The sequence below is a fragment of the Streptomyces sp. NPDC002133 genome (assembly GCF_040296405.1).
Taxonomy (GTDB): Bacteria; Actinomycetota; Actinomycetes; order Streptomycetales; family Streptomycetaceae; genus Streptomyces.
The window spans coordinates 30,500-44,748 of sequence record NZ_JBEOXF010000032.1; the positions used below are offsets into that span (position 1 = coordinate 30,500).

The window sequence follows — 14,249 nt, forward strand, 5'->3', positions numbered from 1 at the left end:
AACCTCATGAGCAGGACCTCGCGTATCGCGGGTGCGGTGCTGGGCTTCGTTGCCCTCGTCGGCTCGCTGGCCGCGTGCGGCGGCGACAGCCTGGAGCAGGAGAAGGGCGGTAGCGGCGGCTCCGGCGGTGACGCGGGCGGCGGCAAGAAGGGCACGTTGGTCGTCGGCGCCGCGGCGTTCACCGAGTCGAAGGTGCTCGCCGAGCTCTACGCGCAGGCGCTGGGCGACGCCGGGTACAGCACCTCTGTCACCACCGTGAAGAACCGGGAGCTGTACGAACCGTCGCTGGAGAAGGGCGAGATCGACGTCGTACCGGAATACGCGGCGACCATCGCGGAATTCCTCAACGCGAAGGCGAACGGCCCGAAGGCCCCGGAGGAGAAGCCGGTGGCGTCCAGCGATGTCGCGGCCACCGTCGCGGGGCTGCAGAAGCTCGCGGAGCCGCGCGGGCTGAAGGTGTTGCCCGCGGGCGGGGCGGTCGACCAGAACGCGTTCGCGGTGAGCATGGAATTCGCCGAGAAGAACAAGCTCAAGACTCTTTCCGATCTTGGCAAGTCGAAGATCAAGGTCAGGATCGCGGCCGGGGACGAGTGTGAAGTACGGCCGTTCTGCGCGCCCGGTCTGAAGAAGACCTACGGGATCGATGTGGCGGGCATCGATCCGAAGGGCGTCGGTACTCCGCAGGCGAAGCAGGCGGTCAAGGACGGTGAGGATCATCTGGTGCTCACCACCACCACCGACGCCACGCTGGAGAGTTTCGGTCTCGTGCTTCTGGAGGACGACAAGAAGCTCCAGAACGCGGACAACGTACTGCCGGTGGTCAACGCCAAGGACGCCGGAGCGCAGGAGATAGCCGACGTGCTCGGCAAGCTCACCGAGACGCTGACGACGCAGGATCTCGTGGAGCTGAACCGGAAGGTGGACGCGGAGCGCGCGAAGCCGGAGGACGCCGCCAGGGAGTATCTGGAGTCCAAGGGCCTGATCAAGAAGTAGCCGAGGGGGCCGCTCAAGTAAGCGGCGGGTAAAGGAAGTCGGCCCGGTGCGGCAAAGTCGCCAAGAGATTGCCGGGCCGACCCCCCATTCGTCGCCTACGCACGGTAAATTTCAGGCCATGCCACGTGGACGCCACCGCCATTCCCCACCTCTGCACCGGCTCCTCCCGCCCTCCGCGGTCGCGGGAGCTTCGGTTCTCTGTGCCGCCGGCGCCTGGCTTTTCGCGGATCCCGTCGTGCTGCGCACCTTCGTCGCGGCAGCGGCGGCAGCCGCGGTCACCGGCGCGGTGCTCATGCGCAGCTGGGACCGGAGCGCGGGCCGTCGCGTCGCCGACCTCACCCGTCTGCGCGCCAGCGACGCCTGGAAAACCGAGGAGCGCATAGCCGAGCTGGAGGCCGACCTCGACGAATCCCGCGAGCTGCGCCTCAAACTGGACGCGAAGCTCCGGTCCAAGCGGGTCGAACTCGCCGGACTGCGCAACGAGCACGCCGCGCTGCTGCGGCGGTACGCGACCGCCGAGACGGAGCGGGCCAGCGCGCTCGAAGGCCGCCGGCAGCTCGCGATCGAGGCCGCCGCGCCCAAGGAGCTTCTCCCCGCCGGTTCCACGCCGACGCCGTCCGCGTATCTGCGCGCCGCCAAGGCCCTGGAGGAACTGTCGCGCAACGCGGCGGCCCAGCAGGCCAGGCACACCGTCGAGGAGGCCCGTCGGCGCGATCTCGCCGAGCGGGCGCGGGAGGCGGACGAGCCGCAGGGGAAGCACGCGGCGGCCGCCGGGGGAGAGCAGCACACCCGCCCGTCGTCCGCCGTTCCCGCGAGGATTCCGGTGCCGGTTGCCGCGGCGATCGTTCCGTACACCGCACGCCAGGCCCCGCGCCCCCTGGGCGGCTTCGACTTCTTCGGCACGGGCGCCGGCGCGGGTGCGACAGAGGCCGCCGCCCAGCTCTCGGCGGTCCAGAACGAGGACCTCGCGGACGTGGTGGGCGAAGAGGCGCTGGCCGCCGCCGGAGGGAGCCCCGAGACGAAGCCCCGGGGGAAGACGGCGGACCGCGCGGTGGGCAAGGTCATCGACCTGACGGCGCACGACGAGACCGAGCAGCTGGACGTGGCGGAGCTGCGCAGCGCGATCTCCTGACGCACCCGGGAGCCCGGACGAGTCTGCACGACAAGACGCGTCCGGGCTCCCGGTATGTCGGGAACCGTGCGGCGTCCGGGCTCCCGGCCGTGCCCGCCGGGCTACTTGTCGATGTCGCCGACCACGAAGAACAGCGACCCCAGGATCGCCACCATGTCGGCGACCAGCGTGCCCGGCAGCAGCTCGGTCAGCGCCTGGATGTTGTTGAAGGACGCCGAGCGGAGCTTGAGCCGGTACGGGGTCTTCTCGCCCTTGGAGACCAGGTAGTAGCCGTTGATGCCGAGCGGGTTCTCGGTCCAGGCGTAGGTGTGGCCCTCGGGGGCCTTCAGGACCTTCGGCAGGCGCTGGTTGATCGGCCCGGGCGCCAGCTCGACGAGCCGGTCCAGGCAGGCGTCCGCGAGGTCGAGCGCGTTGTGGGTCTGCTCCAGCAGGCACTCGAAGCGGGCCAGACAGTCGCCCTCGGTACGGGTGACGACCCTGAGGGTGTCCTGGAGCTCGCCGTAGGCCAGGTACGGCTCGTCGCGTCGCAGGTCGAAGTCGACTCCCGAGGCGCGGGCGATCGGGCCGGAGACGCCGTACGCGTGCACGGCCTGCGGGGTAAGGACGCCGACGCCGCGTGTACGCCCGCGGAAGATCTCGTTGCCGAGGACGAGCCGGTCGTACACGTCCATGCGGGAGCGGACGTCGGCGACCGCCTCCCGGGCCCGGCCGGTCCAGCCGGCGGGCAGGTCCTCCTTGAGGCCGCCGACCCGGTTGAACATGTAGTGCATCCGGCCGCCGGAGACCTCCTCCATCACGGCCTGGAGCTCCTCGCGCTCATGGAAGGCATGGAAGACCGGGGTGATTCCGCCCAGTTCGAGGGGGTACGAGCCGAGGAACATCAGGTGGTTGAGGACCCGGTTCAGCTCGGCGAGGAGCGTCCGCGTCCAGATCGCCCGCTCCGGGACCTCCATGCCGAGCATGCGCTCGACGGCCATGACGACGCCGAGTTCGTTGGAGAAGGCGGACAGCCAGTCGTGGCGGTTGGCCAGCATCACGATCTGCCGGTAGTCGCGCGCCTCGAAGAGTTTTTCCGCGCCCCGGTGCATGTAGCCGATCACCGGCTCGGCGTGCAGGATGCGCTCTCCGTCGAGGACGATACGGAGGCGGAGCACGCCGTGGGTGGAGGGATGCTGCGGGCCGATGTTCAGCACCATGTCGGTGCTCTCGGCTGCGCCGCCGATGCCGATCGTCGTCTCCGTCATGGGCGACAGTATCCCTCGCGGCGCGGACATGGTGGGGCCCCGCCCAGGGTGCGGACACCCTCGACCGGCCCGGATCGGCTCCGAGGCCGCTGCGCGGGGTCCGGGGCGCCGGCCCCGGACCCCGAGCGGGCCCGCGGTCCGTGTGGCGCCGTCGGGCCTCCTGCGCCGACGGGCTTGGAGGGACGCCTCGCCCGCGCCCGACAGGGCGTCCGGGACAGATCGCGGGGGCAGTGGTCCGGGGCGGAGCCCGAAGGCGCGGGGTCCGGGGCCGGCGCCCCGGCTACCGGAAGGGGAGAGGTGGGGGCGGATCCGCCGGTACCCGCTGCAGCAGCCAGGTGAAGTCGCCGAGGCCGCCGCGCGCGGTCAGTTCGGCTGCCTCGCCGGCCGACGACAGGGCGCGCAGGTACGCCACGGGATCGGACGACGCCATGGCCAGGGGCGGGCGATCGCCCGTGACGCCGAGTCGGTGCAGGGCTTCGCGCTGGGGCACGAGTTCGAAGCCCGTGCCGGTCCCGGCCGACGTGGCACCCGCGCACGCGTCCAGTGCCACGTGCGCGGTGATGTCGCAGCTGCCGTCCGGGATCGGAGGAACCTCCCGTCCCGCGCGGAAGCCCGTCAGCGTTCCGAAGGGCGGCCGCGCCCCCGCGCGGTGCGCATAGTCGACGGCGACCGCAAGCCCCGCGTCGAGCGTCGCGACCGCCGCCGCCCACGCCTCGTCGCGCGGCCGCCCGATCTCCGCCCGAGCTCCGGGCTCCATCAGCGGCCACCAGCGGTCCAGCCATTCCGCGTCCGCCCCGGTCACCGGCTCCCCGAGGCGTTCCTCGCCGTCCGGGCGGTGCACCAGGACGTACCGGGCGACTCCCGCCTCGTCCACCTCCGCGACGTCCACCGGTACGTTGTCCAGCCACTCGTTCGCGAACAGCAGCCCGGTCACCCCCGTCGGCGGCCGCTCGACCCAGTCGATGCGCGGGTCCAGCTCCTCCGGGCGCCCTGCGCGCTCGACGGCGCAGGCCCGTACGGGACGACCGTCCGGCAGCCGCCCGCCGGGGAGCGCCGCCAGCACGGCCGTCAGCAGCTCCCCCCGCCCGGCGCCCATGTCGACCAGCATGATCCCGGAGGCGCCCGGCAAGGACTCCGCGGTCTCGGCCAGGAGCCGGGCGACCGCGGAGGCGTAGAGCGGCGACGCGTGGACCGACGTACGGAAGTGACCGGCCGGCCCCTCCGGTCGCCGGTAGAACCCGTCGGGGCCGTACAGCGCCCGCTCGGTCGCCTGTCGCCAGGGGAGCCAGCCCGCGGCCGGATCGTCCGTCGCCTGATTTGTCGGCTCGTTCGTCACGCGTGCCAGTCTCCACCTTGCGGAGTAGGCGTCCGCCGACCGGATCGGCCCTCCGGTTGACCCGTGCACCTTTCCGCTTTCCCTACGCTGGGTTACGTGCAGCGTCTCTACGACTTCATCCGCAGACACCCGACAGGCGTCGACAGCTTCTGGGCCGTCCTCCTCTTCGGGTTCTCCATGCTGTGGGTGGTCCAGGGGAACGTGGGGAACGAGCCCAGGATCGCGGCCGCCGTCATCGTCCTGCTCCTCTGCCTCACCGTCGCGCTGCGCCGCCGCGCACCCGAGAAGATGCTGCTGCTCGTGGCCGCTCTCGGCGTCGCCCAGCTCGCGCTCGACATCCACGTCAATGCGGCGGACTTCGCGATACTCGTGATCATCTACACGGTCGCCGCGCACGACGGCCCTCGCTGGGCCTCCCACCTGGCGCTCGTCGGCGGACTGTCCGCGGCCACGTTCTCCCAGATGCGCTGGCCCGTCGAGAACACCGGCATCGGCGGAAGGATCTTCTTCACGGTCGTCATGAGCGTCCCGTTCGCGCTCGCCTGGGTGCTCGGTGACTCGCTGCGCACCCGTCGCGCGTACTTCGCCCAGCTGGAGGAGCGCGCCTCCAGGCTGGAGAAGGAGCGCGAGGCGCAGGCGAAGGTCGCCGTCGCCGGCGAGCGCGCCCGGATCGCCCGCGAGCTCCACGACGTCGTCGCGCACAACGTCTCGGTGATGGTGGTCCAGGCCGACGGCGCCGCGTACGTCCTGGACGCCGCGCCCGACCAGGCGCGGCAGGCCCTGGAGACCATCTCCAGCACCGGCCGCCAGGCACTCGCCGAGATGCGCCGGCTGCTGGGCGTGCTGCGCACCGGCGACGCCCCGGAGAGCGGGGAGTACGTGCCGCAGCCGGACGTCCGGCAGATCGAGGACCTGGTCGAGCAGGTGCGCCATGCCGGCCTCGCCGTCGACTTCAAGATCGAGGGCACCCCGCGGCCGCTTCCGAGCGGAGTGGAGCTGACGGCGTACCGCATCGTGCAGGAGGCCCTCACCAACACCCGCAAGCACGGCGGCCCGGACGCCGGGGCGAGCGTGCGGCTCGTGTACTTCGACGACGGGCTCGGGCTGCTGGTCGAGGACGACGGCCGGGGAGCTTCGCACGAGATGTACGAGGACGGCGGCGCGGACGGCAGGGGCCACGGCCTCATCGGCATGCGGGAGCGCGTCGGTATGGTCGGCGGCACGCTCGACGCGGGGCCACGGCCGGGCGGCGGGTTCCGGATCAGCGCACTGCTCCCGCTCAAGCCCGCCCACTAGAAGCCCACGAGAAGCCCACGAGGCGCCCGAAGACGTCCATGTGACGCCGGAAGACGCCCATGAGACGCCCACGAGACGCCCACGAGACAAGGGACCCTGCACATGACGATCCGCGTGATGCTCGTCGACGACCAGGTGCTGCTGCGCACGGGATTCCGCATGGTGCTCGCCGCGCAGCCGGACATGGACGTCGTGGCCGAGGCGGGCGACGGGGCCGAGGCGATCGAGATCCTTCGCTCGACGGCCGTGGACGTGGTGCTGATGGACGTACGCATGCCGAAGCTCGACGGCGTGGAGGCGACGCGCCGCATCTGCGCGGAGCCGGACGCACCGAAGGTGATCATCCTGACCACTTTCGACCTCGACGAGTACGCCTTCTCCGGGCTCAAGGCGGGCGCCAGCGGCTTCATGCTGAAGGACGTGCCGCCGGGCGAGCTGCTCGGCGCCATCCGCTCCGTGCACAGCGGCGACGCGGTCGTCGCGCCGTCCACGACCCGCCGCCTCCTGGACCGGTTCTCGCCGATGCTGCCGTCACCGGGCGGGCCGCCTCAGCACAAGGAGCTGGCGCGGCTCACCGACCGCGAGCGCGAGGTCATGCTGCTGGTCGCACAGGGCCTGTCGAACGGTGAGATCGCCGCACGGCTCGTTCTGTCCGAGGCCACGGTCAAGACCCACGTCGGCCGCATCCTCACCAAGCTGAACCTGCGCGACCGTGTGCAGGTGGTCGTGCTCGCGTACGAGACGGGCCTGGTGCGGGCGGGCGGCGGGGCGGTCTGAGCGGTCCCGCCCACTCCGCGATCGAACACGTACACGCCGCTGCGGCACAGGCCGCCCGGGGCGAGGGCCGGCCGTTGTCCCGCATCCGCTTCGACCGGCCTTCCGCTACGTCCGGCCTTCCGCTTCGACCGACCCTGCCCTCACCGGCCCTCCGCTTCGACCGGCCTCCGGTTCAGCGCAGGACGGTCTCCAGGAAGTCGCTGCCGAGCCGGGCCACGACCGAGACGTCCAGCTGGTGCAGCACGTACCGGCCGTGCCGCCGGGTCGTGATCAGACCGGCCTTCTTCAGGACCGACAGATGGCGCGAGACCTCCGGCGGGGTGATGCCGTGCGCGTCGGCCAGCTCGCCCGTCGTGTACGGGGCACGGGCGAGGTTGCGGCACAGCCGCATGCGCATGGGGTGGGCGAGTGCCTCCATCCGGAGTTTGAGCAGCTGCACCGAGGCGAGGCCGGGGAGCTCGGGAGCGGCGACGGGATACTGCACGACCGGCCGCCAGCCGGGCGCGTGCAGCACCATCAGATGCGGCCAGCCGAAGCTGGACGGCAGGAAGGTGACCCCGGCGCCGACGGCGGGGTCGAGGGCGGTCGTGTGGCCCACCGTCAGCTTGTCGGCCTCGATACGGCCCGTCGCCTCGTCGAGCGAGAGCGCGGGGGACACGGCACGCAGCGCCTCCGCGAGGCCCTTGTGGCGCAGGATCTCGGTCTTGTGGCGGGCGTCGGCGGCGAGCTGGGTGCGGACGCGGTTCCAGGTGTCGGCGAAGAAGGCCTGTTCACAGTCCTCGAAGAGGCGCCGCAGCCAGGTTCGTACGGAGGCGGGGTCGTCCAGCAGCCGCCGGGCGAAGTCCAGCTGCTTGGGGCCGCGGGTGGCGGCGAGCTCCAGCGCACGGTCGCGGTTCACGGGGCCGCCCACGGCGTACCAACTGGAGCAGGTGAACTCCATGGTGCAGGCGACGAACCGCTCGTCGTCGAGCCGGTCCATCATGTCCAGCTCCTCGGCGAGGGTGGCGCCCGTGCGGCCGTCGCCGCGTATGCCGGAGAACGGCATGAACACGTCCGAGAAGGTCGACGTCCACAGGAAGTCCGCCTCGTGCAGCCGGTCGGCGAGATCGGGCTTCAGCCCGGCCGCGGTGGCTGTCGCCCAGCCGTGCAGCCCCGGGTGGTGCCCGGGCTCGGCCAGTGCGTGCAGGGCGACGCCCAGCTCGGCGAGGGGCGAGATCTCGAAGAGGACGCGCTCGGGAGGCAGGCCCGCGATGTCGATGGTGACGCTCACGGTTCCTATGGTGCGGGGTAGACGGGGCGGTCCGTCGCGCCGTTTGACGGTGCCGGTCAATCGACGCGCGAGAGCAGCGGTGCGGACGGAGCCTGAAGGCATGGACGCCATCCAGCAGCACCTCCTGGACACCTACCGCGCCGCCCGGCACGGCACCCCTGTGCCGCCGCCTCCGGGCCGCGAAGACTGGCGGACGCTCCGGTCCCTCCGCGACCACCACCGCTTCACCAAGGTCCTCGCAGGACGCCCCCTCCATCCCCTCCGCACGGCCACGACCCGCCTTTTCCACCGGGGGAGCCCTCGCTGTTCCTAGGGCGCACCCTGTCGACCGCGTCCAGCGCGTCCCAGCGCCGCCGGACCCCGGCACCGGCGCGCGCCAACCCCGTGCGCCTCCACAGGCTGTGGACAACCCGAAGCCTCGTCGAAACGCTGGCGTAGCATGACGAAGAATCGTCCGGTACCCCCCGCGGACTGGAACGGAAGGCCATCGCCGCGTGAACGCACCACCACCCTCATCCACCCCGCCCGCATCCGAGCCACTCGACCCCAGGGACCGCCCGGCCCGCCTCACCGTGGGTGTCGTGGGTGCAGGCCGCGTCGGCCCGGCCCTCGCCGCGTCGCTCCAGCTGGCGGGCCATCGCCCGATCGCGGTCTCCGGCGTGTCCGACGCCTCCCGTCGCCGCGCCGCCGTCCTGCTGCCCGACGTGCCGTTGGTCGCACCCGCCGAGGTCCTCGCCCGCGCCGAGCTGGTGCTGCTCACGGTTCCCGACGACGCCCTGCCCGGCCTGGTCGAAGGCCTCGCCGAGACCGGAGCAGTGCGCCCCGGCCAGCTCCTCGTGCACACGTCCGGGCGGTACGGCACGACCGTGCTCGACCCCGCCCGCCGGGCCGGCGCCCTCCCGCTCGCGCTGCACCCCGCCATGACCTTCACGGGGACGAGCGTCGACGTGCAGCGGCTGGCCGGCTGCTCCTTCGGGGTCACCGCCCCCGCCGAGCTGCGGCTCGCGGCCGAGGCGCTGGTCATCGAGATGGGCGGCGAGCCCGAGTGGATCGAGGAGGAGGCCCGACCGCTCTACCACGCGGCCCTCGCCATCGGTGCGAACCACCTCGTCACCCTGGTGGCCCAGTCCATGGAGCTGCTGCGCGCCGCGGGCGTCTCGTCGCCCGACCGCATGCTCGGCCCGCTCCTCGGCGCGGCGCTCGACAACGCCCTGCGTTCGGGCGACGCCGCGCTCACGGGCCCGGTCGCGCGCGGCGACGCCGGCACGGTGGCGGCGCACGTCGCGGAGCTGCGCAAGCACGCGCCGGGCACCGTCGCCGGTTATCTGGCGATGGCCCGTACGACCGCGGACCGCGCGCTGGCGCACGGACTGCTCAAGCCGGAGCTGGCCGAGGACCTGCTGGGGGTACTGGCCGAGGGAGACAACCGATGAGCCGTGACGCCGGGCTGATCCACACGCGCGACGAGCTGAACGACCGCCTCGACCGCTCGCCGGGCGGTCCTGTTGCCGTCGTCATGACCATGGGCGCGCTGCACGAGGGCCACGCCACCCTCGTCCGCACGGCCCGTGAGCACGTCGGCCGCAAGGGCACCGTCGTCGTCACCGTCTTCGTCAACCCGCTGCAGTTCGGCGCGGGCGAGGACCTCGACCGCTACCCGCGCACCCTGGACGCCGATGTGAAGACCGCGCAGGAGGCGGGCGCGGACCTCGTGTTCGCCCCGTCCGTGGACGAGGTCTACCCCGGTGGCGAACCGCAGGTCAGGATCTCCGCGGGTCCGATGGGCGAGCTCCTCGAGGGCACGTTCCGCCCCGGCCACTTCGACGGCATGCTCACGGTGGTCGCCAAGCTCCTCCACCTCACCCGGCCCGACGTCGCGCTCTTCGGCCAGAAGGACGCCCAGCAGCTGGCCCTGATCCGGCGGATGGTCCGCGATCTGAACTTCCCGGTGGAGATCGTCGGCGTCCCGACCGTGCGCGAGTCGGACGGCCTCGCGCTCTCCAGCCGCAACCGCTACCTGGCGCCCGACGAGCGGAGGACCGCGCTCGCGCTCTCCCGGGCCCTCTTCGCCGCCCACGACCGGCTCGCCGCCCAGCAGGCGCTGCGCGCCCGCGCCGAGTCCGCCCCGGCGCCGACGGCCCGTGCCGCCGCGCTCTCCGCGCTCGGCGAGGCCCGTGCGGCCGCCGATGCGCACGCGGTGGCCGCGGCCCAGCCGGGCGGTGGGGCCGATGCCGTACGGGCGGCCGCACGTGCCGTGCTGGAGGAGGTGGCCAAGGCGGTGCCGCCGCTGGACCTGGACTACCTGGCGCTGGTCGACCCTGCCGACTTCACCGAGGTCCCGGACGCGTACGAGGGCGAGGCCGTCCTGGCCGTCGCCGCGCGGATCGGATCGACGCGGCTGATCGACAACATTCCCCTGACCTTCGGAGCGCCCGCATGACCGCGACCGGAAGTGGCCAAGACTCCGGCACCGGAACCGGCGCCGCCCTCCGCACCGACGACGGCCCCGGCGCCTGCCCCGCGCCCGGCCCCGGCGTACGGCTGAACGCCCCCGCTCCCGGCTGGGCCATCGACGCCGATGTCGTCGTGGTCGGCTCCGGGGTCGCGGGCCTGACGGCGGCACTGCGCTGCACGGCCGCGGGGCTGCGTACGGTCGTGGTCACCAAGGCCCTCCTCGACGACGGCTCCACCCGCTGGGCCCAGGGCGGTATCGCGGCCGCGCTCGGCGACGGCGACACCCCCGAGCAGCACTTGGCGGACACGTTGGTCGCGGGGGCCGGGCTGTGCGACGAGGAGGCCGTACGGACCCTGGTCACCGAGGGCCCCGACGCGGTGCGGCGGCTGATAGGGACGGGCGCGCAGTTCGACCTGGACGCGGGCGGGGACATCGCGCTCACCCGCGAGGGCGGCCACCACCGGCGCCGGATCGCGCACGCGGGCGGCGATGCCACGGGCGCCGAGATCTCGCGGGCGCTGGTCACGGCGATACGCGAGCGGGCGATACGCATCATCGAGCACGCGCTGGTCATCGACCTGCTGACGGACGAGGACGGCCGTGCGTCAGGAATCACCCTGCACGTCATGGGCGAGGGCCAGCACGACGGCGTCGGCGCGGTCCACGCACCCGCCGTGGTCCTGGCGACCGGCGGCATGGGGCAGGCCTTCTCGGCCACGACCAACCCGTCGGTGTCCACCGGCGACGGGGTCGCACTCGCGCTCCGGGCCGGTGCCGAGGTGAGCGACCTCGAATTCGTCCAGTTCCACCCGACGGTCCTCTTCCTGGGCCGGGAATCCGAGGGCCAGCAGCCCCTGGTCTCCGAGGCGGTCCGGGGCGAGGGCGCCCATCTCGTCGACGCCTCCGGCATCCGCTTCATGGTCGGGCAGCACGAGCTCGCCGAGCTCGCCCCCCGCGACATCGTCGCCAAGGGCATCATGCGCCGCATGCAGGAGCAGGGTGCGGACCACATGTTCCTCGACGCCCGCCACTTCGGCGCCGAGATGTGGGAGACCCGCTTCCCGACGATCCTGGCGGCCTGCCGCGCCCATGGCATCGACCCGGTGACCGAGCCGATCCCGGTCGCCCCCGCGGCCCACTACGCCTCCGGCGGCATCCGCACCGACCTCCACGGCCGCACCACCGTCCCCGGGCTCTACGCCTGCGGTGAGGTCGCCTGCACGGGCGTCCACGGCGCCAACCGCCTGGCCTCCAACTCGCTGCTGGAGGGCCTGGTCTTCGCGGAACGCATCGCCACGGCGGTCGCGACCGATCCGTCGCCCGCCGGGCCTGCCGCGTCCGCGCCGGACCCGACGCCCGCGCAGCCCCCCGTGCCACTGCTCCTCCCCGAGGCGCGGCACGAGATCCAGCAGATCATGACCCACGGCGCCGGCGTGCTCCGGTCCGCCGCGAGCCTCGACGGCGCCGCCGAGGCGCTGGAGGCGCTGCACCTGTCCGCGGTGAACGGTGCCGAGGAGTTCGACAAGTCCGCCGAGCCCGGCGTGGAGGCCTGGGAGGCCACCAACCTCCTGCTCGTCTCGCGCGTCCTCGTCGCCGCCGCTCGCGAGCGCGCGGAGACCCGCGGGTGCCACTGGCGCGAGGACCACCCCGACCGCGACGACGCGGAGTGGCGGCGCCATATTGTCGTACGGCTCACTCCTGACCGACATCTCGTCGTGCGCCGCACCGGCACCGAGTCCTTTCCCCCCGTCACCCCCCTTGCCCCCAGGGAGCCGCAACAGTGAGCACGCCCGAAGAACGTCCGGAGCCCGTGGACGTACCTCTGATCCAGATCAGCGCACCCGCCTCCGCGTCCGACGACACGGCGGGCGGCTGCGGCGAGGACTGCGGCTGCGCCGAGGGGGTGTACGAGTGCGGTCTGGACCCCGCCCTCGCCGAGCTCCTCGCCGAGGCGGGCCTCGACCCCGTCCAGGTCGAGGACATCGCGCACCTCGCGATCGAGGAGGACCTCGACGGCGGCGTGGACATCACGACCGTCGCCACCGTCCCCGAGGACGCCGTCGCCACCGGCGACTTCACCGCCCGGGATGCCGGCGTCGTCGCGGGCCTGCGCGTCGCCGAGGCGGTCCTCTCGATCGTCTGCACCGACGCGTTCGAGGTCGAGCGGCACGTCGAGGACGGTGACCGCGTAGAGGCGGGCCAGAAGCTGCTCTCCGTCACCGCCCGCACCCGGGACCTCCTCACCGGCGAGCGCAGTGCCCTCAACATCCTCTGCCGCCTCTCCGGCATCGCCACCGCCACCCGTGCCTGGGCCGACCTCCTTGGCGGCACCAACGCCCGCGTGCGCGACACCCGCAAGACGACCCCGGGCCTGCGCGCCCTGGAGAAGTACGCCGTGCGCTGCGGCGGCGGCGTCAACCACCGCATGTCGCTGTCCGACGCGGCCCTCGTCAAGGACAACCACGTCGTCGCCGCGGGTGGCGTCGCCCAGGCCTTCAAGGCCGTACGGGAGAAGCTCGTCGAGCTCGGCACCCCGGACCTCCCCATCGAGGTCGAGGTCGACACCCTCCACCAGGTCCGTGAGGTCCTGGACGCCGGTGCCGACCTGATCCTGCTCGACAACTTCACCCCGACCGAGACCGAAGAGGCGGTCGCCCTCGTCAAGAACCGCGCGGTCCTCGAGTCCTCCGGCCGGCTCACGCTGGCCAACGCCCGGGCGTACGCCGAGACCGGCGTCGACTACCTCGCCGTCGGCGCCCTCACCCACTCGTCCGCGATTCTCGACATCGGCCTCGACCTGCGAGAGGCCCGGGACTGATGCTGCTCACCATCGATGTCGGCAACACCCATACCGTCCTCGGCCTGTTCGACGGCGAGGACATCGTGGAGCACTGGCGCGTCTCCACCGACCCGCGCCGCACCGCCGACGAACTCGCGGTGCTCCTCAACGGCCTGATGGGCATGCATCCGCTGCTCGGCGTGGAGCTCGGCGACGGCATCGAGGGCATCTCCATCTGCGCCACCGTCCCCTCCGTGCTGCACGAGCTGCGCGAGGTGACCCGCCGCTACTACGGCGACGTCCCCGCCGTCCTGGTCGAGCCCGGCGTCAAGACGGGTGTGCCGGTCCTCACGGACAACCCCAAGGAGGTCGGCGCCGACCGCATCATCAACGCGGTCGCCGCCGTCGAGCTCTACGGCGGACCGGCGATCGTCGTCGACTTCGGCACGGCCACGACCTTCGACGCGGTGAGCGCGCGCGGGGAGTACGCGGGCGGCGTCATCGCCCCCGGCATCGAGATCTCGGTCGATGCCCTCGGCGTCAGGGGCGCCCAGCTCCGCAAGATCGAGCTGGCGCGCCCGCGCAGCGTGATCGGCAAGAACACCGTGGAGGCGATGCAGTCGGGCATCGTGTACGGCTTCGCGGGCCAGGTGGACGGTGTCGTGGAGCGCATGAAGCGCGAGCTGGCCGACGATCCGGAGGACGTCACCGTGATCGCCACCGGCGGACTGGCGCCGGTCGTGCTGGCCGAGTCCTCCGCGATCGACGAGCACGAGCCGTGGCTGACGTTGATCGGCCTGCGGCTCGTGTACGAGCGGAACGTCTCCCGTATGTGACCGCCCGCTCGCCGCGGGCGCCGCACGGGTCGGCCGGCGAGCGCCGCGTCCGCGCCGTACGGGCCGGGCACGCGCCGTCACGCGAAGCGGCGCCGCGCCACGTATCCGGGGTAAACGAATTTTGTCCGATT

At 72.7% G+C, this 14,249-nt stretch carries 13 protein-coding genes; 10 read left to right on the plus strand and 3 right to left on the minus strand.

Translation table 11 applies throughout. The features are described from left to right. Positions 1–6: 6 nt before the first annotated feature. Positions 7–993: an ABC transporter substrate-binding protein gene (locus tag ABT078_RS26140; RefSeq protein WP_351231737.1), complete on the plus strand. Its 987-nt coding sequence runs from the start codon at positions 7–9 to the stop codon at positions 991–993. A 118-nt stretch (positions 994–1,111) separates the two neighbouring features. Beyond that, the gene (locus ABT078_RS26145) at positions 1,112–2,125 is read left to right on the plus strand and encodes a hypothetical protein (protein WP_351231739.1); all 1,014 of its coding nucleotides are present in this window, start codon (positions 1,112–1,114) and stop codon (positions 2,123–2,125) included. Between the two features lie 101 nt (positions 2,126–2,226). Here the strand turns inward: ABT078_RS26145 and ABT078_RS26150 are convergent, their stop codons facing one another. Together ABT078_RS26150 and ABT078_RS26155 are read right to left on the minus strand one after the other, a co-directional pair. Then, complete coding sequence (locus ABT078_RS26150; protein ID WP_351231741.1) at positions 2,227–3,369, minus strand: NADH-quinone oxidoreductase subunit D; 1,143 nt, start codon at positions 3,367–3,369, stop codon at positions 2,227–2,229. A 280-nt stretch (positions 3,370–3,649) separates the two neighbouring features. After that, the gene (locus ABT078_RS26155) at positions 3,650–4,705 is read right to left on the minus strand and encodes an SAM-dependent methyltransferase (RefSeq protein ID WP_351231743.1); all 1,056 of its coding nucleotides are present in this window, start codon (positions 4,703–4,705) and stop codon (positions 3,650–3,652) included. A 96-nt stretch (positions 4,706–4,801) separates the two neighbouring features. Here ABT078_RS26155 and ABT078_RS26160 point away from each other — a divergent pair, with 96 nt between their 5' ends. Both ABT078_RS26160 and ABT078_RS26165 read left to right on the plus strand, forming a co-directional pair. Next, on the plus strand, positions 4,802–6,001 hold the full coding sequence (locus tag ABT078_RS26160; RefSeq protein ID WP_351231745.1) for a sensor histidine kinase: 1,200 nt from the start codon (positions 4,802–4,804) through the stop codon (positions 5,999–6,001). 102 nt (positions 6,002–6,103) lie between these two features. Next, on the plus strand, positions 6,104–6,778 hold the full coding sequence (locus ABT078_RS26165; protein ID WP_351231747.1) for a response regulator: 675 nt from the start codon (positions 6,104–6,106) through the stop codon (positions 6,776–6,778). A 172-nt stretch (positions 6,779–6,950) separates the two neighbouring features. Here ABT078_RS26165 and ABT078_RS26170 read toward each other — a convergent pair whose 3' ends face one another. Further along, entirely contained in the window at positions 6,951–8,048 is a 1,098-nt protein-coding gene (locus tag ABT078_RS26170; protein ID WP_351231749.1) for a DUF5937 family protein, read from the minus strand. Between the two features lie 100 nt (positions 8,049–8,148). Here ABT078_RS26170 and ABT078_RS26175 point away from each other — a divergent pair, with 100 nt between their 5' ends. From ABT078_RS26175 to ABT078_RS26200, 6 genes are all read left to right on the plus strand, one after another. Beyond that, a complete protein-coding gene (locus tag ABT078_RS26175) occupies positions 8,149–8,361 on the plus strand; it encodes a hypothetical protein (RefSeq protein WP_351231751.1) in 213 nt (70 codons plus the stop codon). A 181-nt stretch (positions 8,362–8,542) separates the two neighbouring features. Continuing rightward, positions 8,543–9,481: a Rossmann-like and DUF2520 domain-containing protein gene (locus ABT078_RS26180; protein ID WP_351231753.1), complete on the plus strand. Its 939-nt coding sequence runs from the start codon at positions 8,543–8,545 to the stop codon at positions 9,479–9,481. Continuing rightward, a complete protein-coding gene (gene panC, locus ABT078_RS26185; protein WP_351231755.1) occupies positions 9,478–10,488 on the plus strand; it encodes a pantoate--beta-alanine ligase in 1,011 nt (336 codons plus the stop codon). The genes ABT078_RS26180 and panC overlap by 4 nt, the downstream gene beginning before the upstream one ends. Further along, positions 10,485–12,287, plus strand: coding sequence for an L-aspartate oxidase (locus tag ABT078_RS26190; protein WP_351231757.1), 1,803 nt, complete (start codon positions 10,485–10,487; stop codon positions 12,285–12,287). The genes panC and ABT078_RS26190 overlap by 4 nt, the downstream gene beginning before the upstream one ends. Beyond that, positions 12,284–13,321 (plus strand): carboxylating nicotinate-nucleotide diphosphorylase, encoded by a 1,038-nt coding sequence (gene nadC, locus ABT078_RS26195; protein WP_351231759.1) that lies wholly within the window; start codon positions 12,284–12,286, stop codon positions 13,319–13,321. Before ABT078_RS26190 ends, nadC begins: the two co-directional genes overlap by 4 nt. After that, positions 13,321–14,118 carry a type III pantothenate kinase gene (locus ABT078_RS26200; protein WP_351231761.1) on the plus strand — a complete coding sequence of 266 codons (798 nt, stop codon included), beginning with the start codon at positions 13,321–13,323 and terminating at the stop codon, positions 14,116–14,118. Before nadC ends, ABT078_RS26200 begins: the two co-directional genes overlap by 1 nt. Positions 14,119–14,249 lie beyond the last annotated feature (131 nt).